Raw genomic sequence first — 20485 nt, 5'->3', positions numbered from 1 at the left:
GACTCGGGGGGTGGTCCCGCATGAACCCCGCAGTCTGCCGCCGTGCCCGTACGCGTCGCGCACGATTTCCGCCGTGCCCGTAGGCGCGCACCGTCTTGCGCCGGCCGGAACACGACAGGCCGAGCACCCCGGCGCACCCGGCTGAGTATCCGGACTCAGGTCCGAGGCCCACGCCGCCGCGACGATGAACACGACCGCGCAGGTCACCTCACCGACCAGAAACCCCAGGAGAGCCGTGCTCAGCAGCATCGCAGCCGCCGTCGTCCCTTGCCTCGGCCGCCTCACGGTCACCGTCGACCGCGGCGGCGCCCCGGCGCCCGGCTCCATCATCGTCGCCAACCACACCTCCCTCGCCGACCCCGGCGTCGTCCTCGCCGCGCTGCTGCGCCTCGACATCGAACCGGTGGTCCTGGCCACCGCCGGCCTCTGGCGCGTCCCGGTCCTCGGCCGGCTCCTGGAGCGCGGCGGCCACGTCCCCGTACACCGCAACACCCACCGGGCGGCCGACGCCCTCGGCACAGCGGCCGCCGCGCTGGGGGCGGGCCGCCACGTCCTCATCTACGGGGAGGGCCGGCTGCCGCTGCGCGGGGACGCGGCCGAGGCGCCGCCGGAGAGCTTCCGCAGCGGCCTCGCCCGCCTGGCCCACGCCTCCGGCGCGCCCGTCGTCCCCCTCGGGCAGGCCGGCGCGCGCCGGGTGACCTCCGGCTCCGGCGCCAAGCAGATCGCCGGTTTCCTCACCGCTCCGGCCCGCCGCCCCCGGCTCCATGTCCATCTCGGTTCGCCGGTGCACCTGCCCCTGGGCGTCGAAGCCGCGACCGCGACCGCCCGTGACGCCGTCACCACCGCCTGGCGCACAGCCGCCCGGCACCTGGGCGAACCCGCGGCGGCGCTCGCCGTACGGTGAGGGCCACGGCGGTCGCGGGCCCACCGCCCGGGTGGCGCCGCAGACCCGGGCGGCGTACGTATGGAGGGCAGGTTGTCGCGGCGAGGAGACGGATCGGCGATGACGGAGGCAGAGCGGACCACCCCCGCGCCCGGAGTTCCCTGCTGGGTCAGCCTCATGACCCGGGACCTGCGCGCCGCACAGGACTTCTACACGGCCGTCCTCGGGTGGACCTTCCGCTCCGGCACCCTCGGCGAGGGGTTCACCGTCGCGCACGCCGACGGCCTGCCCGTCGCGGGGGTCGGCCGCATCGGCCCCGGCCTGCCCACCGCCACCACCTGGACCCCGTATTTCGCCGTCGCCGACGTGGACGCCACCGCCGCCCGCGTACGGGAACGCGGCGGCACGATCGCCGTCGGACCGATCCGGCTCGGCCCCGGCAGGGGAGCCGTGGCCGCGGACCGCGAAGGGGCCGGGTTCGGCTTCTGGGAGGGCCGTACCCCGCCCTGGTCCATCGGCCGGGGCAGTGCACCCGCCTCCCTCGAACTGCGCACGAGCCACGCGTTCGACGCCGCGATCTTCTACGCCGAGGTCTTCGGCTGGGACCCCCACGAACCCGGCGGCTGCGAGGTCGGCTACGCCTACAAGCAGGACACCGTGGTCGTGCGGCACGGCGGCCACACCGTGGCCACCCTGCGCGGCGGCGGCGACGGGTCGTCCCCCGACCCCCGGCTGCGCCCCCGGTGGCACGTCCGCTTCCGGGTCGACGACCTGACGGCGGCGACCGAGGCCGCGCGGGCGGCGGGCGCGGAGGTCTCCCCGTCGGCCCTCTCCCCGGACGACGGCCCGGAGTCGATGATCGGCGACCCCGAGGGCGCCCTCTTCACGGTCAGCGCCCGCCGGGCACTCGCGTCCCCCGAGTGACGGGGCCGGGCGGATCAGCAGGTGCGGAAGACGTACCCCGACCGTCCCGCGGGCCGTACGTCGAGGTCCCGCCGCACCACGGAGAGCTGCCCGCCCACGGAGGAGCAGGCCTCGGTGAAGTCGCGGGCGGTGTATTCGATGACGAAGACCTTGTTGCCGTACGCGGTGGCGTAGTCGGCGCACTCGTCGTAGCGACCGCACTCCTCCGCGACCGCGAAGTCGAAGCCGATGCTCTTGCGCTGCTCCAGCAGGTCGGTGGTGTTCTTCTGGCCGATCGCCAGCCCCGCCGCGTGCGCCCGGGTGGCCAGCAGCTTGGCGAACGCGGCGTTGTGCGCGCGGGTGAGCCGCCCGCCGGAACGCTCGTACGAATCGAGGTTGTCCGGCTCCACCGCCTGGAAACCGGACTTCGCGCAGCCGTCGATCCAGCCGCCGACGATCGCGGCGAGCCGGGTGCGCTTGGCCGCCGTCGAGGTGTCCAGCAGCGCCTCGCCCCAGGCCTCGTCGTTGACCGGCCCGCCGCTGCCGTCGCGCAGCAGCAGGTCCGGGTTCTCCTTCCGCCACCAGTCCATGGCGTCCGGCTGGGTCTGGAAGGCGTTGACGTAGCAGACGTTGTACAGACCGCGCACCGGCTTGGCGCCCCGGTCGCGGGAGAGCGCCTCGACCCCGGCGGGCGGGGTGTAGGCCCCGCCGATCTGGTAGTCGAAGGTGGCGTTCGCCTGGGGGAGGACGACCTTCGGGGCCGGCTTGGCCGCGAAGGCGCTGGAGAACAGGACCCCCGCGCCGGCGGTCACGGCGACCCCGCCGGCCAGGGCCGCGAGAGTGGACCTGCGGCGGAGGAAGGGGGTGGCGGCGTGCTGGGGCATGGGGGCTCCTGTGCGTGGACTTCTTACCTGCCCCCGCATCATGAACGGCCGATCATGAGCGAATCGTGAGCGTCAGCCCCCCGGACGCGTGCTCCCGTCCCTCCCCGCGCGCTTTCGCCGCGACCGGGCGGGCGCGAGCCGCAGCACGAACACGGCACCGCCGCCGGTCCGGCTCCGCACGGTCAGACCGCCCCGGTGGGCGAGGGCCACCCGGTGCACCAGCGAGAGGCCGATGCCCGTACCGCCGCCCGGCGACCGGAAGCGCTCCATCAGCTCCGGCAGCCGCCCGGGCTCCACCCCCGGACCGCGGTCGGCGACCGAGACCTCCGGCCCGTGCACGGAGACGAGCAGCTCGGCCCGCTCCGGCGACCCGGGCGTACGACCGTGGCGTACGGCGTTGTCGAGCAGGTTGCGTACGGCCACCCGCACCAGCGCCGCGTCGGCGTCGACCACCGACTCCCGCAGGTGCAGCTCCAGCCGGTACCCGCCTTCCGGCAGGTCCGCGCAGGCCTCCTCCACGAGCTGGTCCAGCCGCAGCGGCCCGGTCCGGACGGACTCCACGGCGGCCTCCAACCGCCCCCGGGTCAGCAGGTTCTCCACCACATGGCCCATCCGGTCCGCCGCCCGGCGGATCCTCGGCAGATGGTCCGCCGGCCCGCCCGAACCGCGCTCGGCCATCTCCACCGAGCCGCGCATCACCGCCACCGGCGTCCGCAGCTCGTGCGCCGCGTCCGCGAGCAGCCGCTCCTGCTGCTCCAGCGCCCGCCAGGCGGGCCGCATGCTCCGCCCGGAGAGCACATGGCCGGTGAGCGCGGCCAGCGCGCTCAGGGCGGCGCACCCGACGACGAGGGAGAGGACCAGACTGCGGTGCTCGGCCGCCCCGTACTCCGGGTCCCCGACCGCGACGGCCGCGCCCGCCACCTTGTCGGTGGCGTCGTGGTAGAAGGGCACGGCCAGCAGCCGCACGGGCCCGCCCGCGCGGTCCCGCTCCCGCGCCCGCACGGTCCCCTCGGTGCGCATCGCGGAACGCGTCGCCCGGGCGAGCGTCGCGGCCGGCACGTCGAACTGCTGGGTGCGGCCCCGGAAGACCACGGCCGGGCCGCTGCCGGGCCGGTCCTCCAGCACCAGGATCTGGGGCGTGCCCGCGGTCGCCTCGTCGTCCTGGAGGCCGTCGAGCCGGATGCGGTCGTCCTCGTAGTAGACGAGCGAGGCGGCGACGGAGGCCCGGCGGCGCATCTCGTCGTACTCGGCCGTCTGCCGGGACCGGTCGTCGGTGCGGATCACCAGCCAGGACAGGCAGCTCAGCCCGACGACGGTGATCAGGGTGTACGCCGCGGTCAGGCGCAGTTGCAGCCGGCGCAGCCGGGTCCGGGCCGGGGAGCGGCGCCGCCGTGCGGTCCCGGCCATCAGGCGGGCCCCGGCCCCGCACCCAGCAAGAACCCCTGGCCGCGCACGGTGTGCACGAGAGCCGGGGTGCCGAGCTTGCGCCGCACACCGGCGATGACGGCGTCCACCACGTTGGAGACCGGGTCGGCCATCTCGTCCCAGCAGTGCTCCAGCAGCGCCGTACGCGTGACGACGCTGTCCCGGTGCACCAGGAGCTGCTGGAGCACGGCGTACTCCTTCGGGCTCAGCGAGAGCAGCACCCCGCCCCGCCGCACCTCGCGCCGCGCCAGGTCCATCACCACGTCCGCGCAGCTCAGGAAGGCGGGCAGCCGCTCGGCCGCCCGCCGGGTCAGGCTGCGCACCCGCAGGACGAGCTCACGCAGGGCGAACGGCTTGGCCAGGTAGTCGTCCGCCCCGCTCTCCAGCCCGTGCAGCCGGTCGGGCAAGGTGTCCAGCGCGGTGAGGCAGAGCACAGGCACCGCCCAGCCCGCCCGGCGCCTGCTCTCCAGCCGGCCGAGGGAGTCCCCGGTGGGCAGCATCCGGTCCAGGACCACGCAGTCGTACGCGGTGACGTGCAGCATCACGTCCGCCTCGGGCCAGTCGCCCGCCTCGTCGACGGCGAACCCCGCCTCGCGCAGCCCCGCCGCGGTCACCGCCCGCAGGTCGTCGTCGTCCTCCACCAGCAGCACGCGCAAGGAGACGCCTCCAGGTCTCTCGGGATGGCCCCCGCGGGTGACCCGGCGGGCCCTGGGGAGGGAACCGGGGGCCGGGCCCGGGGGGAGACCCGCCATCCTAAGGCGCGAGCCCGCCGCCCGGGGCAACCGGTCAGCCGCTCCCCGGCCGGCCCCCGTCGAGTGCCTCCGCCGCCTGGGCCAGCACCGCCCCGGCCACGGTGGCGAGGGCCGGTGAGTCGAGCTTCCACTGCTGCCAGTACAGGGGCACGTCGACGTGACGGTCCGGGGCGAGGGCGACCAGAAGGCCGGCCTCCAGCAGCGGGCGCGCCTGGACGTCGGGCAGCATGCCCCAGCCCATCCCCGCCACCACGGCGTCCACGAACCCCTCCGATGTGGGCACGTAGTGGCGCCGCGCGCCCGCCCGCCGACCGCACCCCAGCGCGCGGACGAAGGAGTCCTGGAGGTCGTCACGCCGGTCGAAGTCCACCACCGGCGCGTCCGCGATCAGCTCGCGCAGCGGTGTCCCCGTCCCCCTCCCCAGCCACCGTCCGGCGAAGGACGCGGTCGCCACCGGCAGATACCGCATCCGGCCCAGACTCCGCACCGAACAACCGGACACGGCCTCCGGGGACGAGGTCACCGCCGCCATCACCAGCCCCTCGCGGAGCAGTGCCGCGGTGTGGTCCTGGTCCTCCCGGCGCAGCTCGTAACAGATGCCAAGCTCCTGCGGTACGCGGCCGAGAGCGGGCAGGAACCAGGTCGCCAGGGAGTCGGAGTTCACCGCGATCGTCAGCCGCGTCGGCTCACCGGGGCCGGGCATCCCGAGGGCCGACTGCGCGTCCTGCTCCAGCCGGGCCAGCTGACGGGCGAAGCGCACCACGACCTCGCCGGACTCGGTGGGCCGCACCGGCTTCGTCCGCATCAGCAGCACCCGGCCCGTGCGCCGCTCCAGTGCCTTCACGCGCTGGCTGACCGCCGACGGCGTCACACGCAGGGCGTTCGCCGCCGCGTCGAAGGTGCCTTCGTCGACGACGGCCAGCAGGGTCCGCACCTGATCGAGGGGAAGCTCAGCCATCACAGCGGCTAATGATACGTAAGAATCATTAGCTGTACACGCATGCGGGACCTGTCTAGCGTCTACCGCATGACCGACGCTCTGACCACCGCGGCCGCCGGGTTCGGTACCGGCCTCTCCCTCATCGTCGCCATCGGCGCCCAGAACGCCCTGGTCCTGCGCCAGGGCGTCCGCCGGGAGGCCGTCCTCGCGGTGGTCGTCATCTGCGCCCTGTCCGACGCGGTCCTCATCGCGCTCGGTGTCGCCGGGGTCGGTGCCGTCGTCGTGACCTGGCCGTCCGCCCTGACCGCGGTCTCCCTGCTGGGGGGTGTGTTCCTGATCGGCTACGGCGTCCTGGCCGCGCGCCGGGTCTTCCGCCCGGCGGCCCTCCATCCGTGGGACGCGCCCTCCGGGGCCAGGCGTGGCGCCGTACTCGCCTGTCTGGCGATGACCTGGCTCAACCCGCACGTCTACCTCGACACCGTGTTCCTGCTCGGCTCGGTCGCCGCCGACCGCGGCCCGCTGCGCTGGACCTTCGGGCTGGGCGCGATGCTCGCCAGCGTGTGCTGGTTCACCGCACTCGGCTTCGGCGCCCGGCTGCTCAGCGGGGTCCTGGCCCGCCCGTCGTCGTGGCGCGTCCTGGACGGGCTCGTCGCCGCGATGATGATCGGCCTCGGCACCCGACTGGCCCTGTCCGCCTGACCGTTGCGGCCGGCCGGCGCCGGCGCTCAGTACGCGGGGACGGGACGGGCGAGCTGGCTGGTGCGCTGAGGGCTGAGGTCCAGGGCGGTGAGGATGGACGGGGTGGCGATACTGGGGAGGATGTGCCGCTGCAGCGTGGTGTAACGCTGTTCCAGATCACGGTAGTTGCTGAGGGTCTGGGAGACCGCCTGGATGCCGGCGAAGGCCGCGACGTAGAGGTCGGCGGTCTCGGCGGGGTTGACGTGCGGGAGGAGTTCACCGTTCTCTTTGGCTCGGGTCAGCAGGTCGTGGGTGGTCTGCTGCCAGCGGAGGAAGGGGCCGGTGCGGTCCAGGCCCTGGGCGTGCTGGTCCATGGAGAGGCGGACACCGGCGCGCGCGAGGAGACTGGTGTGGAGGCGATGGCTGAACAGCATCCCCACGTCCACGAGTTCCTGGAGCTTGAGGAGCTGGTCAGGAGCGGGCGGCGGGGGTTCCTGTGCCTCGATCACACCGAGCGCGAGTTCCTCCTTGGAGGGGAAATGGAAGTAGAGCGCGCCTTTCGTGACCCCGGCGATCTTGAGTATTTCGGTGATGGTGGCCGCTTGATAGCCGTGCTTCTCGAAAATTTCGGCCGCTGCCATCAGGATTGCCTGGCGGGTGCGGATCGCCCGGTCCTGCTTGGCCATCCCTGTCTCCTTCGTCGGGCGGTGCCGCTCGTGCGGTCTGGCAGGCGGGGCAGCTGGGCATAGAAAAAAAACCGCTTAGTCTGTATCTTATCAGCGCGTGCGCACCGCAGGAACGGCTCGCCCATCACATGACCCCTGGGGGGAGTTATGCCCGAAGCAGCAGTGTTGACCGATCCTGTAACGGCGTCGTCCGTGGGTTCGGAGGCCCGAGTGGTGCATCCGGTGGGAATGGAACTGGTTCACCGGAGCAGGACGCAGGACGCCTTCCCGCGCAGCTGGGAGCGGCTGGGTCCCGACCGGTTCCACGTGGAGGCGGTGCTCCCGCACGACCATCCGTTCTTCGCCCCGGTGGGAGCGGACCGTCATGACCCGCTGCTGGTGACGGAGGCGATGCGGCAGGCGGCGATGCTGGCCTTCCACGCCGGGTACGGAGTCCCCCTCGGCCACCACTTCCTGATGGCGGATCTGGACTACGCCACCCGCCCCGCTCACCTCACCGTGGGCGGCCTGCCCACGGTGATCGACGTCGAGGTGACCTGCTCCGAGCTCAAGTGGCGCGGCGGACTGCCGGTGCAGGGGCGGGTGGACTGGGTGGTGCACCGCGCCGGGCAGTTGGTGGCCACCGGCATGGGCGCGACGCGGTTCACCAGCCCGCGGGTCTACGAGCGGATGCGCGGCGGATCGGCGGAGCCGGGCGTGGCGATACCGCGGACGGCGCCGGTCGCCGCCGCCCGGGCGGGCCGTGGCAGGATCGAGGACGTGGTGCTGTCGCAGGGGCCCCGCGAAGGGGTCTGGGAGCTGCGGGTCGACACCCGCCACCCGGTGCTCTTCCAGCGGCCCAACGACCATGTGCCGGGGATGCTGCTGCTGGAAGCGGCGCGACAGGCCGCGTGCCTGGCCGCCGGGGACGGCGGGTTCGTCCCCGCCGAAGGGCGTACGCACTTCCACCGGTACGCCGAGTTCGGCAGCCCGTGCGCGATCGCGGCGGAGGCCCTGCCGGGCGCGGCGCCGGGCGAGGCGCGGCTCAGGGTGACGGGTCACCAGGACGGCGAGCCGGTCTTCGACTCGGTGCTGTCGGGCCCCCTGGGCGCGGGCTGAAGCGGTGACCGCGGGCGCGGGCTGAAGCGGTGACCGCGGGCCCGGGCGCGCGAGCGGGGTGCTGCGGGTGGACGACAGGCTGATGTGTGAGGAGCGCGTGGCGTGATTCTGGTGACGGGAGCGACCGGCGCGGTGGGCCGCGAGGTGGCCGGTCTGCTGGCGGCCGCCGGCCCGGTGCGGATCCTGGCGCGGCGCCCGGAGCGCGTGACGGTGCGGGGGCCCGGAGTCGACGTCGTGGCGGGGGAGTACGCGGACCGGCAGGCCCTGGACCGGGCGCTGCGCGGGATAGACGCGGTGTTCCTCGTGACCAACAGCCCCGTGGAGCCCGACGACGAGAGGGTCGCCACGGCCGCCGCGGCGGCGGGGGTGCGCCACCTGGTGAAACTGTCGATGATGGCGGTGGAGGAGCCGGACGCCGACGACTTCATCACCCGCCTCCAGCGGGGCAACGAGCAGGCCGTGCGGGAGTCCGGAATTCCCTGGACGTTCGTCCGCCCCAGGACGTTCATGTCCAACACGCTCTCCTGGGCCACGGGCATCGCGTCGGACGGTGTGGTGCGGGCCCTCCACGGGGACTCGCCGGTGGCATGTGTCGATCCGCGGGACGTCGCCGCGGTGGCCGTCGCCGCCCTGACCGGGACGGGCCACGAGGGACGGGCGTACGCGGTGTCGGGCCCGGAGGCGATCACGGCGCGGGAGCAGACGGCTCAGCTCTCCCAGATGCTCGGCCGACCGCTGCGCTTCGAGGAACTGCCTCTGGACCGGGCGCGCGAGGCGCTGCTCGCGAAGTATCCACGGCCGGTGGCGGAGGCGTTCCTCGAAAGCGCGGAGCGCCGGCGCGCGGGGGCCAAGGCGGCCGTGCTGCCCACCGTCGAGGAGCTGACGGGCCGCCCCGCCAGGACGTTCCGTACCTGGGCCGCGGAGAACGCGCAGTCCTTCGGCGCGACCGGCCCCGGCGCGTAGGGCCGGCACGTGGACGTCGTGCCGACAGGTGCACGTGGTGCGGGCCGCAGGCGTGGCGCCCCACCGCGCGTACGTTCCCCTGGAAATCAAACCGGTAAGTTGGTTTGATATTCCCCATGATGCTGCTTCACCGCTCCGGCGGAGAGCCCCCGGCCCCCACGGCTCACCGCCCGGGCCCCCTTCCCGCTCCCTTCTCCCCCCGACGGAGGCCCCGGTGACCAAGCAGGTGCGCGCCGCGCTCACCCGCCGGGCCCTGATCCGCTCCGCAGCGATCGTGTTCGAGCAGCACGGTTACGGGCAGGCGCGGCTGGCGCTGATCAGTTCCGGTGCGGGCGTCAGCACAGGCGCGCTGCACTTCCACTTCGAGAACAAGGCCGCGGTCGCCCAGGCCGTGGTCACCGAGGCGTCGCAGGGCCTGCTGGACGTGTCCACCTCCATCCGCCACGGGACGGACACGGCTCTGCAGGCCCTGGTCGACACCTCGCACGCGCTGGTGGACCTGCTCGGCCGCGACCCGGTGACCCGGGCCGGATTCCGGCTCAGTTGCGACGGGGAGAGGGCCGGCGAACCGGGCCTGCCCGTGCAATGGCGGTGCTGCGTGGAGGAGTTGCTGAACGAGGCGGCCATCGCCGGAACTCTCGCCGATGGTGTCTCCCGCCAGGACGCCACGGCCGCGACGGTGGCCGCGACCACCGGGTTCGAGGTGCTGGGACGGTACGACTCCCAGTGGCTGTCCGCGCAGACGCTCACCGGCTTCTGGCAGCTGCTGCTGCCCCGCCTCGCCACCCCCGAGATCCTGCCCCTCCTGGACCCGTCGGGCACCCGAGCGGCAGTGGACGCCGTCGCCGCGGGGGCGGCAGCGCAGGGCGTCGCCGCGGGCCGGGCCGGACACGGTACGCACGGGGTGGAGGCGGCCACCCCGATCTGACCACCCGGGCGGCGCAGTTCGCCCTCAGCGCCCCCCGGCCGGCCCCCGGCCCGCACCGCGCTCTCGTCCGCCCGGCGCGCGTCCGCTCCCCAGCTCGCCAGCAGGCGCAGGGCCTGGGCCGAATCGGAGCCCGGTTCCGCGTGGTAGGTGACCAGGCACTGCTCCTCGTCGTCCGGCAGTTGCAGCGTCTCGTACGACAGGGTCATCTCCCCGACGAGCGGATGCCGCACCAGCTTGGCGCCGTGCCCCTTCTCCTTCACGTTGTGCGTGGCCCACAGCCGCCTGAACTCGTCGTTCTTCACGGAGAGTTCACCCACCAACGCGGAGAGCTGGGGGTCGTCCGGGTGGCAGCCCGCGTACAGGCGCAGATAGCTGACCATGTCCGAGGCCTTGGAGTCCCAGTCCACGAACAGGTCCCGGTAGGCGGGGGACAGGAACACCAGCCGCGCCCAGTTGCGCTCCTCGGGCGCCAGCGCGCCCCAGTCGCCGAACACCGCCGCCGCCATCGGGTTCCAGGCGAGGATGTCGGAGCGGGCCCCGGAGACGTACGCGGGAATGCCCTCCAGGCTGTCCAGCAGGTGCAGCAGTCCGGTCCGCACGCGCTGCACCCGGGCGGGGCGGCGCTTCTTCTTGTGCTGGGCCGGTTTGGCCATGTGCGTCAGGTGCGCGTGCTCGGCGTCGCTGAGCCGCAGCGCGCGGGCGATCGCGTCGAGCACCTCGGCCGACACGTTGCGCCCGTTGCCCTGTTCCAGGCGGGTGTAGTACGCCACGGAGACCCCGGCCAGCTGCGCCAGCTCCTCCCGCCGCAGCCCCGGCACCCGGCGGGCCCGCCCGAACTCCGGCAGCCCCACGTCCTGCGGCTGGAGCCGGGCCCGCCGGGTGCGCAGGAACTCGCTGAGCTCGGCGCGCCGGTCGAGCGGCTCGGGGGCGGAGGTGCCGGGCTGATCGTCCATGGCTCCCATTATCCCTGGTCGTACGCGCGGAAGGCTGTCCCCGCCAGTGGTAGGACCGCTGGACGTAGGCAAAGCGGTGACCTGGGTAAACGCTGCCGAGACCCTGATGCTGGGAGACGTCCTACCGCATCACCCAGAGGAGACCCTCCGGCATGACCACCGTCGCCGCATACGCCGCTCCCCGTGCCAAGGCCCCGCTGGAGCGCACCACGATCGAGCGCCGCCCGGTGGGCGAGTTCGACGTCCTGATCGACATCAAGTTCGCGGGCATCTGCCACTCCGACATCCACCAGGCCCGGGACGGCTGGGGCGAGGGCATCTTCCCGATGGTCCCCGGCCACGAGATCGCCGGGATCGTCACCGGGACCGGCCCGGGCGTCACCAAGTTCAAGGTCGGCGACCGCGTCGGCGTCGGCTGCATGGTCGACTCCTGCGGAAGGTGCGACGCCTGCCTGATGGGCCGCGAGCAGCACTGCGCCGAGGGGAGCACCCAGACGTACAACGCTCTCGACCGCAGCGGCGAGCCGACGTACGGCGGCTACGCGACGCACATCGTCGTGACCGAGGGGTTCGTCGTCTCCATCCCCGAGGGGATCGCCCTCGACGAGGCCGCGCCGCTGCTGTGCGCCGGCATCACCACGTACTCCCCGCTCCGCCGCTGGGGCGCCGGCCCCGGCAAGAAGGTCGCGGTCGTCGGTCTCGGCGGTCTCGGCCACATGGCCGTCAAGATCGCCCACACGCTCGGCGCCGAGGTCACGGTCCTCTCCCAGTCCCTGCGCAAGAAGGACGACGGGCTCAAGCTGGGCGCCGACCACTACTACGCCACCAGCGACCCCAGGACCTTCGAGGAGCTGGCCGGAACCTTCGACATCATCCTCTCCACGGTCTCGGCCCCGCTGGACTTCGGCGCCTACCTCGCCCTGCTGAGGACGGACGGCGCCCTCGTCAACGTGGGCGCGCCCGAGGAGCCGATCTCCCTGAACCTCTTCTCCCTGATCGGTGGCAGCAAGTCGCTGGCGGGCTCGGCGATCGGCGGGATCGCCGAGACCCAGGAGATGCTGGACTTCTGCGCCGTACACGGTCTCGGCGCCGAGATCGAGGTCATCGAGGCGGGCCAGGTCAACGAGGCGTACGAGCGGGTCCTCGCGAGCGACGTCCGCTACCGCTTCGTGATCGACACCGCGACGATCTGAGCGACGCGGCGCTGAGCGGCCCGCGCACGCCCCCGCGCCCCGGGCCCGGGAAGGGCCCGGGGCCCGGGGCGCGGCCACGTGCGCGCCGGGTGGTTCAGGCCGACGGAGCGGGAGAGGGGGCGGAGCGCCGCGCCCCCTCCAGGACGGCGGTCAGCAGCCCGGGGAAGCGCGCCTTGAGGTCGGCCTCGCGCAGCCTGCTCATGCGCGAGGTCCCCTCGTAGTGCTGGCGGATGACGCCTGCCTCGCGCAGCACCTTGAAGTGGTGGGTGGTGGTGGACTTGCTCACCGGGAGGTCGAACGCGACGCAGGCCATGTCGGCGTGCCCGTCCGCCAGGTCACGCACGATGCTCAGCCGGACGGGGTCGGACAGCGCGTGCAGCACGGCCTCCAGGCGGATCTCCTCCACCGGTGGATGGGCGAGCTGCCGCCCGGTCGTGGCTCCGGGCTCGGTCGTGGACATGGGCGGTCTCCTCGGGGTCTCCCCCTAAAGTACGAGCATCTTCGTAGTTTGACAACCGACGTACTACGAGGTCTATCGTACTGGCCATGGCGCTCTTGCCCGTCCTGTCCGGCAGGGCGCCCGGACCGTACCCCGACCCCGAGGAGACCTACCGGTGAGTGCTCTGTTCACACCCCTGACCCTGCGGTCCCTGGAGATCCCCAACCGCGTCTGGCTGTCCCCGATGTGCATGTACTCCGCGGCCCCCCAGGGGCCCGGGGCGGGGGTGCCGACGGACTTCCACCTCACCCACCTCGCGGGCCGCGCCGCCGGAGGCGCCGGGCTGGTGATGGCCGAGGCCACCGCCGTGCGTCCGGACGGCCGGATCAGCCCGTGGGACCTGGGCCTGTGGAACGACCGCCAGCGGGAGGCCTTCGCGCGGATCGCCGCGGCGATCTCCTCCCACGGATCCATCCCCGCGATCCAGCTCGCCCACGCCGGCCGCAAGGCCTCCACCGAGAGGCCCTGGCTGGGCGGCGGCCCCGTGCCCGGCAGCGAGGGTGGCTGGACGCCCGTCGCCCCCAGCCCCGCCGCGTTCGAGGGCCTGCCCGTCCCGCACGAGCTGACCGAGGACGAGATCCAGCAGCTGGTACGCGACTTCGCCGCTGCCGCCGAGCGCGCCCTCGCCGCCGGATTCCGGGTCGTCGAGATCCACGGCGCCCACGGCTACCTGATCAACTCCTTCCTCTCCCCGGCCGCCAACCACCGCACCGACGCCTACGGCGGCAGCTGGGAGAACCGCCTGCGCTTCCCGCTCCAGGTGGTCGACGCCGTCCGCGCGGTCTGGCCCGACGACCTGCCCGTCCTCTTCCGCACCTCGGCCACCGACTGGCTGACCGAGGACACCGAGGACCCGCGCGAGGGGTGGAACGGCGACGACACCGTACGCCTGGCCAAGGAGCTGACCGCGCACGGCGTCGACCTGCTCGACGTCTCCACCGGCGGCCTGGTCCGTGACGCCCGGATCGCCGTCGGCCCCGGCTACCAGGTGCCCTTCGCCGAACAGGACCGGCAGGCGACCGGCATACCCACCTCGGCGGTCGGCCTGATCCTGGAGCCCGCCCAGGCCGAGGAGATCGTCGCCTCCGGGCAGGCCGACGCCGTCATGCTCGGCCGCGAGATGCTGCGCGACCCGCACTGGGCCCACCACGCCGCCGAGGCCCTCGGGGCGGAACCCCGCTGGCCCGACCCGTACGGCTACGCGGTGGCGCGCCGCCGCACCGCCCGGAAGGGGACGGCCACGTCCTGACGCCGAGCGGGCGGCCCGGCGCGGGCCGATAATGGCGAGTGTGATCCCCACCGGGCAGGAAAGGGCGACGATTCTCCGCCGGGCCGTCCGGGTCACCGCCGCCGTGAGCGCCGGGTTCTACCCGCTGCTGTACGGCGCCGGGCTCCCGGTCATGGCGCTGTACGCCCTTTTCGCTCCCATCGCCGTCGGCCTGCTCTCGCCCGTCCCCGGCTCCGGCCGCCAGCGCGCCGCCGTCATGCTGCGCGCGCTGCCCCCGGCCCTGGTCCTGGCGACCCTGGGCACGCTGCTCGCGGTGGGGACCTGGGCGGCGGTCGGCGGCATGCTCGTCGTCGGCTTCGTCCTGGCGTTCGCCACCGTGGCAGGCCCCCGCCCCGCGGGTGTCGGCCCGGGCCTCCAGCTCTTCTACATCCTCGCCTGCTTTCCGCCGTACGCCCCCCAGACGCTCGGCCAGCGGCTGTCGGGGCTGGCCATCGGCGTCCTGCTCCTGACGGCCTGCGAACTCCTGCTGCCCGATCCGCCGGCCGCGTCCTACCGCGAACGCCTCGCCCGAGCGCTCGGCGAAGCCGCGCGGGGGGCCGCCCCCGGTGACGTACCGCCGCACAGGCTGCGCGAGGCCGGGGCCCGGCTGCGGCTGGCGTCCGTACCGCCGGCGGAACGCCCGGCCGGGGCGGGGCGGACGGACCGCGCGCTGGAACAGGGGGGCCGCGCGGTCCGCAGGCTGCTGGACCAGCTGGCCACCCTCGCCGAGGCACCACCGGAGGCCGCCGACCCCGCGTCCGCCGTCCTGCTGGACCGGGTCGCCGAGCTGTGCGCCGCCGGGGCGCGGTTCCTGCGCACCGGCGGCGACCCGCCGGTGCCCGGGTCCCTGGAACGGGCGATGCGGGACTTCCAGGCGGAACGCGTACGCCGGGCATCCGGGCCGCCCGGCGAACGGCCGCCCCTGGAGGTGGAACGACGGCAGTCACAGGTGCTGGCCCTGGCCGAATCGGCGCGGATGGTGGAGATCACCGCCGACATCGCCACCCACGGCAGACCCACCGAGCCGGCCCTCCCACGCGAACTGTTCTGGTACGCCGACCTGTCCACGCCGAGACTGTGGGCCCGGCGCGTCGTCGGCAACGTGACGTTCCGGTCGGTGCTGTTCCAGAACGCCCTGCGCACCGCGCTCGGCCTCACGGCGGCCCGCGCGGTGGCAGGCTCCCTCGACCTGGCCCACGGCTTCTGGGTGCTGCTGGCCGTCCTGACCCTCGGACGGACGACGGCGGGCGCGACCTGGCAGGCGGTCCGCCGGGCGGTGGCCGGCAACGCGGCCGGGGCGCTCGTGGCGGGAGCCCTCCTGGTAGGTCTGGGCACGCACACCGATGTGTACGCCGCGCTGCTCGCCCCGGTGATGCTGGCGGCCTTCGCCCTGGGACCGCTGCTGGGCGTCGCCTGGACCCAGGGGCTGTTCACGCTGGTCGTGGCCACCGCGTTCGCCCAGATCGAACCGGTCACCTGGCGGCTGTCCGAGGCGCGGATGATCGACGTGGTCACCGGCAGCGTGATCGGTCTGCTGTGCGGGCTCCTGGCCTGGCCGGCCGGTGCGCGCCGGGAGGTGCACCGGGCCATGGCACAGCTGCTGCGCTCGTGCGCCGATCTGGTGCCGGCGACGGCACAGGCGCTGGCGGCACCCCCGGGCGGTTCGCGCGCATCGCCGCGGACCCTGCCGGGCGTCCACCGGCTGCGCCTCGCCGAGGCGGCGTACGCGCAGTACCGCACCGAGGCTCCCGGACAGGACACCCGCGCCGACTGGCACGCGATGCTCATCGCGGCGAACCACATGCTCCTCGGCGCCCACTGGCTGCCCCGCTTCGGTCTCCGCCCGTCGTCCGGCGCGACGGCTGAATCCGCCGCCCGGGCCCGGACCACGGCCGAGGGCCTGGCCGCGGAGGCGGACCGGATCGCCTGCCTGCTGGCGGGGGACCGCCCGGTGCCCGTACGGCGACGGACCACCCCCGGCGGCCACCCGCCGGCGCCCCTCTCGGTCGACCTGGAGGTGTGGCTGACGAGCCTGGCCCACCAGCTCACCCGGATCGAATCCTCGCTGACCCCGCCGGTCCCGGACGGGGAGCCGGTCACTTCGTCGCGGCGTCGAACAGCACCCCGGGGTTGAGGATCCCGGCGGGATCGAGGGCCTGTTTGGCCGCCCGCAACGCCAGCGCGAAGGGCTCCGGACGCTGCCGGTCGTACCCGGGCCGGTGGTCGCGGCCGACCGCGTGGTGATGGGTGACGGTCGCTCCGTGCTCGCCGAGCGTCTCCATGGCCGCGGCCTTGATCTCGTCCCACATGGCCACCTCCGCGCCGCGCCGGCCCGGGGCGATCACCGTGAAATAGGGGGCGGGGCCGTCCGGATAGAGGTGTGTGAAACGGCAGTTGATCAGGCCGGACGCACCGGTCACCTTCCGTACGGCTGCCCCCACGTCCCGGTGCACCGCCGCGTACAGCTCCGGGAACCGGTCCCAGGTGCAGGCCGTCTCGAACGTCTCGCTGATCACGCTCATCCGGGCCAGCCCGTCACGGATGTAGGGCATGCGCAGGAACGCCGAGCGCCAGGTGTCCGCCGCCGAGTCGCCGGCCGTCGGTGACGGCTCGGCCGGGGAGCCGCCGTGGTCCCGGGCCAGGGTGACGAGCTCGGCGAGCCGTTCGTCCACCGGGCCGTGCGCCGACTCCACCCCCAGCACCAGCACGCTCCCGCCCGCCGCGGCCACGCCCGACAGGGCCGCCTCGCCCGGGTCGAGCAGCCGGCAGTTGGCCGGGTGCAGACCTGACTGCGCGATGGCCCGGGCGGCCTCCACCGCGGCGGGAAAACGGTCGAACACCACCGAGGCCGACGCCTTGTGCCCGGGGCGGTCCTGGAGCCGCATCCACGCTTCCGTGATGATCCCGAGGGTGCCCTCCGAGCCCAGGAAGAGCCGGTCGGGGGAGGGCCCGGCCCCCGACCCCGGTACCCGCAGCGACTGGCTCACCCCCGAGGGGGTGACGACGCGCAGCGATTCGACGAGGTCGTCGATGTGGGTGTGCAGGGTGGCGTAATGGCCGCCCGCGCGGGTGGCGAGCCAGCCGCCGAGGGTCGAGAACGCGAAGCTCTGCGGGAAGTGGCGCAGCGTCAGCCCGTGCGGCCGCAGCTGCGACTCCAGGCCGGGACCCAGCGCCCCCGCCTGGATCCGCGCGGCGCGGCTGACCCGGTCGGTCTCCAGGACCCGGTCCAGCCCCGACAGGTCCAGCGAGAGGACGCCGCGATGGGCCCCGGCGCGGTACTCGACCCCGCCGACCACCGAACTGCCCGCCCCGTACGGGATCACGGCGACGTCCGCCCCGGCGGCCCAGTCGAGGAGGTCCACCACGTCCTGCTCGTCCCGGGGATGGCCGACCAGGTCCGGAGCGGCCGCCATATCGCCGTACAGCGCGCGGACCACGTCCCGGAAGGCCTTGCCGTAGGTGTGGCAGGCGCGGTCGGCGGGTGCGGAGGAGACCAGGTGGGCGAGCGCGGCGGGTGCGCTCACCCGGACCGCCGGCAGCTCCAGCGAGGCGACGGACGGCACCGGCAGCGCCGCCGCGGCCGCTCCCGGGACCAGGGCGGCGAGCGAGGCGCACTCCGCGTCGGGCAGGGCCTGATCGAGGGCGCCCCAGCCCCACCAGGACCGGGGAGGGGCGCTGTCGGGCCGGGGAGGGGAGGAGGTGCGGTCCGCCATGAGCATATGACCTTCCGGTAATTTACCTCAGGGTAATTTACTGCAACGTATAGTCCAGGCATGAACACGGCAAGAGGTGCGTCGTCCGCCGTCCCGCCGGCGAGCGGCCCTCGCTCCGACGGGGTCCGGGGCGCCGGGACGAAGGGGATTCCCCGCGCACGACGTGAGGAGCAGATCCTGGCGGCCGCCATGGAGGAGTTCGGCCGCCACGGCCACGCCTCGGCCTCGATGGCCGAGATCGCGCGGCGCGTGGGGGTGACCAAGCCGATGCTGTACTCGTACTTCGGCTCCAAGGACGGGCTCTACCTCGCCTGCCTGGAACGCGTCGCGCCCCGGCTCGTCGCCGCGATCGAGGAGGCCATGGCACCCGGGCAGCCCGCGGCAAAGACCCCCCACCGGGTGCTGGGCGCCGTCTTCGGTGTCCTGGAGGAGCAGCGGAGCGCCTGGTTCGTCCTGTACGACAGAACCCTCAAGCCCGGCGGCGACCTGCACGCCGCCGCGCGCCGGCACCGCAGGACCATCGACGACCTCGCCGCGTCCGGGACGGCGGACCTCCTGCGCCGGCACGGCAACGAGGACCCGCTGGACGCCGACGCGCTGAAACACGTGTGGACCGGAACGGTGGGCGCCCTCGTCGGCTGGTGGACCTCCCACCCGGACCAGTCGGCGCAGGACATGGCCGCGCGCTGCACCCGGCTGCTGACGGCGATCCGGGGCTGAGCCCGTCCGCGGGGACACGGGCGGGCCCAGCCGAGTGCGGCGGGGCCCGACGTGAGCGATGTGCGGTCAGACGGTCAGGGCGAACGACTGCGCGGCGGAGCGGGTGCACGGCTGCTGGGAGAGCTTCGCCCCGTCGGCCGTGGCGGAGCCGTCGACGGTGAGGCACTTACCGCTGTGGCGGGCGACGAAGCGGTACCGGCCACCGGCGGCGAGGGGCTCGGGGCGCCACTGCTGGTTGGTGGAGCCGACGTAGGACCACAGGTGGACCCTGGCGCCGTCGGCCGTGGCCCCGGCACCGCCGTCCACGTCCCACACCTTGGCGTTGTGCCGGTTCACCACCTGGTAGTGGCCGCCGCCGGCCGGCCGGAACTGCCAGCCCTGGTTGGCCCCGGTCCCGCAGGCCCACTGCTGCAGCGCGGTGCCGTCACCGGTGCCCCAGTCGGCGGCGTCCAGGCAGGCCCCGCTGTCGGTGTTCTGCACCCGGTACCAGGCGGCGGGATCGATGGAACCCGCCGGCGGCTCGGCCGGCCCGCCGCTTTCGTCCCAGGTGAACGTGGCGACGGCGCCGGCGGGCAGGGTGTACGTGAGGGACTTCCCGGTGTCGGTCAGCGAGAACCGCTGGGCGCTGGACGCGGTGTTGACCACCACGGCGGCACGGGAGCCGTCGCTGTTCTGGAAGGCGACGTTCTGCACACCCCCGGCCCCCTGGCTGGTGGAACCGATCCGGGTCGCGCCGGGCTGGATGAACCTGGTGACGTGGCCCAGGACGTAGAACTCGGCGTTCCGGGTGACCTGGCCGCCGGCGATCTCGACGATGCCGTTGCAGCGGTTGGTACAGTGCCCCTGGTGGGGGCCGCCGTCGCGGTCCAGGGCCAGGTTCCAGTTGACGACCGTCTCGCCGCCGTTGCGCATGTTCTGTACGACGAGGTTCTCGGTGTGCCACCTGAGGGTGTCGCCGAACGTGGTGGCGGGGTTCGCGCTGTCGGTACCGGAGCACTCGGTGAAGAAGACCCGCTTCCCAGCGGCCGCGATCTGCTGCTGCGCCGCCGGGGCTCCGCCGTAGCAGTGGAAGGCCGCACCGATGATCCGCGGGATGGAACCCGTCCTGGCGAAGACGTCGAGCGGGTAGTCGGGGTGGTCCCAGTTGTGGTCGTAGGCCAGGAGGTTGGTCGGCAGGTTCACGGCGGTGAGCGTGCGGTCCAGGACCCGGAGGAAGTCCGCCTGCTGGGTTGGCGTCATGCTCATGGACGGGTAGCTGGTGGCGAACTCGGGCTCGTTCTGCGCGGTGAGGTCGGTGAGGGCGATGCCCTCCTGCCCGTACGCCCTGATCGCCTTGACCAGGTAGTCGGCGTACGCCTGGTGGTGCTCGGTCTTGAGGCTGCCCCCGTTGAGGGAGTTGTTGGTCTTCATCCAGGCCGGGGGTGACCAGGGGGAGCCCATGAACCGGATCGCGGGGTTGATCGCGGTGGCCTGCCTCAGGACCGGGATGATCTGGCCCCGGTCCCGGTCGATGGAGAAGGCGCCTCGGGTGTCCTCGTAGGTGTAGGCGTTGGAGCTGGCGTCGAAGTCGGTGCTGCCCAGCGGCTGGCGCAGGTAGTTGAGCCCGATGCCGTCCCCTTCCGTGGAGAACAGCTACCTCAGCAACGCGGTGCGCTGTGCCTGGGGGAGGCCCTGGACGAGGTGGGCGGAGGCGCCGGTCACCGAGGCGCCCGCGCCGGTGAACTTCTGGCCCTTGTCGCCTGCGTCGATACGGATGTCGACGCCCTGCGGGGCGCCGCTGAACGGGACGCTTCCCTCGGCGGTCAGCTTCTTGCCGCCGTCGGCGGTGGTGACCCAGACCTGCGCGACCGGGTCGGCGGCCTGAGCGGTGGTGACGCCGGCGTCGACGCCGAGTCCGGCGGCGGCCAGGACGAGCACGGCGCCCGCCGCGCATGCTCTCCGGCGCGCCGCCCTGCCCGGCCCGAGCCCCGTACGCCGCGCAGTCCGCAGGCCCAGCGGCG

General features: G+C 73.8%; 17 protein-coding genes and 2 pseudogenes. 10 read left to right on the top strand and 9 right to left on the bottom strand.

The genetic code is table 11. From position 1 onward, the window contains the following. Positions 1-235 precede the first annotated feature (235 nt). Both ACIQAK_RS16935 and ACIQAK_RS16930 read left to right on the top strand, forming a co-directional pair. A complete protein-coding gene (locus tag ACIQAK_RS16935) occupies positions 236-904 on the top strand; it encodes a lysophospholipid acyltransferase family protein (protein ID WP_366389581.1) in 669 nt (222 codons plus the stop codon). A gap of 99 nt (positions 905-1003) precedes the next feature. Continuing rightward, a complete protein-coding gene (locus ACIQAK_RS16930; protein ID WP_366389582.1) occupies positions 1004-1807 on the top strand; it encodes a VOC family protein in 804 nt (267 codons plus the stop codon). 14 nt (positions 1808-1821) lie between these two features. Here ACIQAK_RS16930 and ACIQAK_RS16925 read toward each other — a convergent pair whose 3' ends face one another. The 4 genes from ACIQAK_RS16925 to ACIQAK_RS16910 form a co-directional block, all read right to left on the bottom strand. Next, positions 1822-2670 (bottom strand): endo alpha-1,4 polygalactosaminidase, encoded by an 849-nt coding sequence (locus ACIQAK_RS16925; RefSeq protein ID WP_366389583.1) that lies wholly within the window; start codon positions 2668-2670, stop codon positions 1822-1824. Positions 2671-2742: 72 nt separating this feature from the next. Next, entirely contained in the window at positions 2743-4077 is a 1335-nt protein-coding gene (locus tag ACIQAK_RS16920; protein WP_366389584.1) for a HAMP domain-containing sensor histidine kinase, read from the bottom strand. Then, positions 4077-4751, bottom strand: coding sequence for a response regulator transcription factor (locus ACIQAK_RS16915; protein WP_366389585.1), 675 nt, complete (start codon positions 4749-4751; stop codon positions 4077-4079). The genes ACIQAK_RS16920 and ACIQAK_RS16915 overlap by 1 nt, the downstream gene beginning before the upstream one ends. Before the next feature lie 130 nt (positions 4752-4881). Beyond that, positions 4882-5808: a LysR family transcriptional regulator ArgP gene (locus tag ACIQAK_RS16910; protein WP_366389586.1), complete on the bottom strand. Its 927-nt coding sequence runs from the start codon at positions 5806-5808 to the stop codon at positions 4882-4884. A gap of 66 nt (positions 5809-5874) precedes the next feature. Here ACIQAK_RS16910 and ACIQAK_RS16905 point away from each other — a divergent pair, with 66 nt between their 5' ends. Continuing rightward, a complete protein-coding gene (locus ACIQAK_RS16905) occupies positions 5875-6486 on the top strand; it encodes a LysE family transporter (RefSeq protein WP_366389587.1) in 612 nt (203 codons plus the stop codon). A gap of 26 nt (positions 6487-6512) precedes the next feature. Here the strand turns inward: ACIQAK_RS16905 and ACIQAK_RS16900 are convergent, their stop codons facing one another. Continuing rightward, on the bottom strand, positions 6513-7151 hold the full coding sequence (locus ACIQAK_RS16900) for a ScbR family autoregulator-binding transcription factor (protein ID WP_366389588.1): 639 nt from the start codon (positions 7149-7151) through the stop codon (positions 6513-6515). A gap of 228 nt (positions 7152-7379) precedes the next feature. On the opposite strand from ACIQAK_RS16900, the gene ACIQAK_RS16895 reads away from it, so the two are divergent. The 3 genes from ACIQAK_RS16895 to ACIQAK_RS16885 all read left to right on the top strand — a co-directional run bounded on the left by ACIQAK_RS16895 (position 7380) and on the right by ACIQAK_RS16885 (position 10140). After that, the gene (locus ACIQAK_RS16895; RefSeq protein ID WP_366389589.1) at positions 7380-8249 is read left to right on the top strand and encodes a ScbA/BarX family gamma-butyrolactone biosynthesis protein; all 870 of its coding nucleotides are present in this window, start codon (positions 7380-7382) and stop codon (positions 8247-8249) included. Between the two features lie 102 nt (positions 8250-8351). Next, positions 8352-9212, top strand: a complete 861-nt coding sequence (locus ACIQAK_RS16890; RefSeq protein ID WP_366389590.1) for an NAD(P)H-binding protein — start codon at positions 8352-8354, stop codon at positions 9210-9212. Between the two features lie 28 nt (positions 9213-9240). Continuing rightward, entirely contained in the window at positions 9241-10140 is a 900-nt protein-coding gene (locus ACIQAK_RS16885; protein WP_401848364.1) for a ScbR family autoregulator-binding transcription factor, read from the top strand. 38 nt (positions 10141-10178) lie between these two features. Here ACIQAK_RS16885 and ACIQAK_RS16880 read toward each other — a convergent pair. After that, positions 10179-11093 (bottom strand): annotated as a pseudogene (locus ACIQAK_RS16880) (helix-turn-helix domain-containing protein); the annotation flags it as partial. Between the two features lie 152 nt (positions 11094-11245). Between ACIQAK_RS16880 and ACIQAK_RS16875 the strand changes: the two are divergent. Further along, positions 11246-12286, top strand: coding sequence for an NAD(P)-dependent alcohol dehydrogenase (locus ACIQAK_RS16875; RefSeq protein ID WP_366389591.1), 1041 nt, complete (start codon positions 11246-11248; stop codon positions 12284-12286). A gap of 94 nt (positions 12287-12380) precedes the next feature. Here the strand turns inward: ACIQAK_RS16875 and ACIQAK_RS16870 are convergent, their stop codons facing one another. Then, positions 12381-12746: a metalloregulator ArsR/SmtB family transcription factor gene (locus ACIQAK_RS16870; RefSeq protein ID WP_366389592.1), complete on the bottom strand. Its 366-nt coding sequence runs from the start codon at positions 12744-12746 to the stop codon at positions 12381-12383. A gap of 154 nt (positions 12747-12900) precedes the next feature. Here ACIQAK_RS16870 and ACIQAK_RS16865 point away from each other — a divergent pair, with 154 nt between their 5' ends. Both ACIQAK_RS16865 and ACIQAK_RS16860 read left to right on the top strand, forming a co-directional pair. Further along, a complete protein-coding gene (locus tag ACIQAK_RS16865) occupies positions 12901-14034 on the top strand; it encodes an NADH:flavin oxidoreductase/NADH oxidase (protein WP_366389593.1) in 1134 nt (377 codons plus the stop codon). Positions 14035-14065: 31 nt separating this feature from the next. Then, positions 14066-16186 (top strand): FUSC family protein, encoded by a 2121-nt coding sequence (locus tag ACIQAK_RS16860; protein WP_366389594.1) that lies wholly within the window; start codon positions 14066-14068, stop codon positions 16184-16186. Here ACIQAK_RS16860 and ACIQAK_RS16855 read toward each other — a convergent pair. After that, complete coding sequence (locus tag ACIQAK_RS16855; RefSeq protein WP_366389595.1) at positions 16149-17765, bottom strand: FAD-binding oxidoreductase; 1617 nt, start codon at positions 17763-17765, stop codon at positions 16149-16151. The two genes, ACIQAK_RS16860 and ACIQAK_RS16855, sit on opposite strands and share 38 nt — an antisense overlap. Positions 17766-17825: 60 nt before the next feature. Here ACIQAK_RS16855 and ACIQAK_RS16850 point away from each other — a divergent pair, with 60 nt between their 5' ends. Continuing rightward, positions 17826-18485 (top strand): TetR/AcrR family transcriptional regulator, encoded by a 660-nt coding sequence (locus ACIQAK_RS16850; protein WP_366389596.1) that lies wholly within the window; start codon positions 17826-17828, stop codon positions 18483-18485. Between the two features lie 66 nt (positions 18486-18551). On the opposite strand, the pseudogene ACIQAK_RS16845 reads toward ACIQAK_RS16850, so the two are convergent. After that, a pseudogene (locus ACIQAK_RS16845) lies at positions 18552-20393 on the bottom strand (RICIN domain-containing protein). Positions 20394-20485: the final 92 nt, after the last annotated feature.

Origin of the sequence: Streptomyces sp. NPDC088706 (assembly GCF_044752765.1) — a bacterium.
Taxonomy (GTDB): domain Bacteria; phylum Actinomycetota; class Actinomycetes; order Streptomycetales; family Streptomycetaceae; genus Streptomyces.
The sequence above is the reverse complement of the archived record's forward strand: the minus strand, read 5'-3'. Positions and strand labels throughout refer to the sequence as shown.

Bases quoted from the DNA above. Each gene is read 5' to 3' on its own strand.
- ACIQAK_RS16930 (WP_366389582.1), top strand. From the start codon at position 1,004: ATGACGGAGGCAGAGCGGACCACCCCCGCGCCCGGAGTTCCCTGCTGG.
- ACIQAK_RS16925 (WP_366389583.1), bottom strand. From the start codon at position 2,670: ATGCCCCAGCACGCCGCCACCCCCTTCCTCCGCCGCAGGTCCACTCTC.
- ACIQAK_RS16920 (WP_366389584.1), bottom strand. From the start codon at position 4,077: ATGGCCGGGACCGCACGGCGGCGCCGCTCCCCGGCCCGGACCCGGCTG.
- ACIQAK_RS16905 (WP_366389587.1), top strand. From the start codon at position 5,875: ATGACCGACGCTCTGACCACCGCGGCCGCCGGGTTCGGTACCGGCCTC.
- ACIQAK_RS16900 (WP_366389588.1), bottom strand. From the start codon at position 7,151: ATGGCCAAGCAGGACCGGGCGATCCGCACCCGCCAGGCAATCCTGATG.
- ACIQAK_RS16895 (WP_366389589.1), top strand. From the start codon at position 7,380: ATGGAACTGGTTCACCGGAGCAGGACGCAGGACGCCTTCCCGCGCAGC.
- ACIQAK_RS16875 (WP_366389591.1), top strand. From the start codon at position 11,246: ATGACCACCGTCGCCGCATACGCCGCTCCCCGTGCCAAGGCCCCGCTG.
- ACIQAK_RS16870 (WP_366389592.1), bottom strand. From the start codon at position 12,746: ATGTCCACGACCGAGCCCGGAGCCACGACCGGGCGGCAGCTCGCCCAT.
- ACIQAK_RS16860 (WP_366389594.1), top strand. From the start codon at position 14,066: ATGGCGAGTGTGATCCCCACCGGGCAGGAAAGGGCGACGATTCTCCGC.
- ACIQAK_RS16855 (WP_366389595.1), bottom strand. From the start codon at position 17,765: ATGGCGGACCGCACCTCCTCCCCTCCCCGGCCCGACAGCGCCCCTCCC.
- ACIQAK_RS16850 (WP_366389596.1), top strand. From the start codon at position 17,826: ATGAACACGGCAAGAGGTGCGTCGTCCGCCGTCCCGCCGGCGAGCGGC.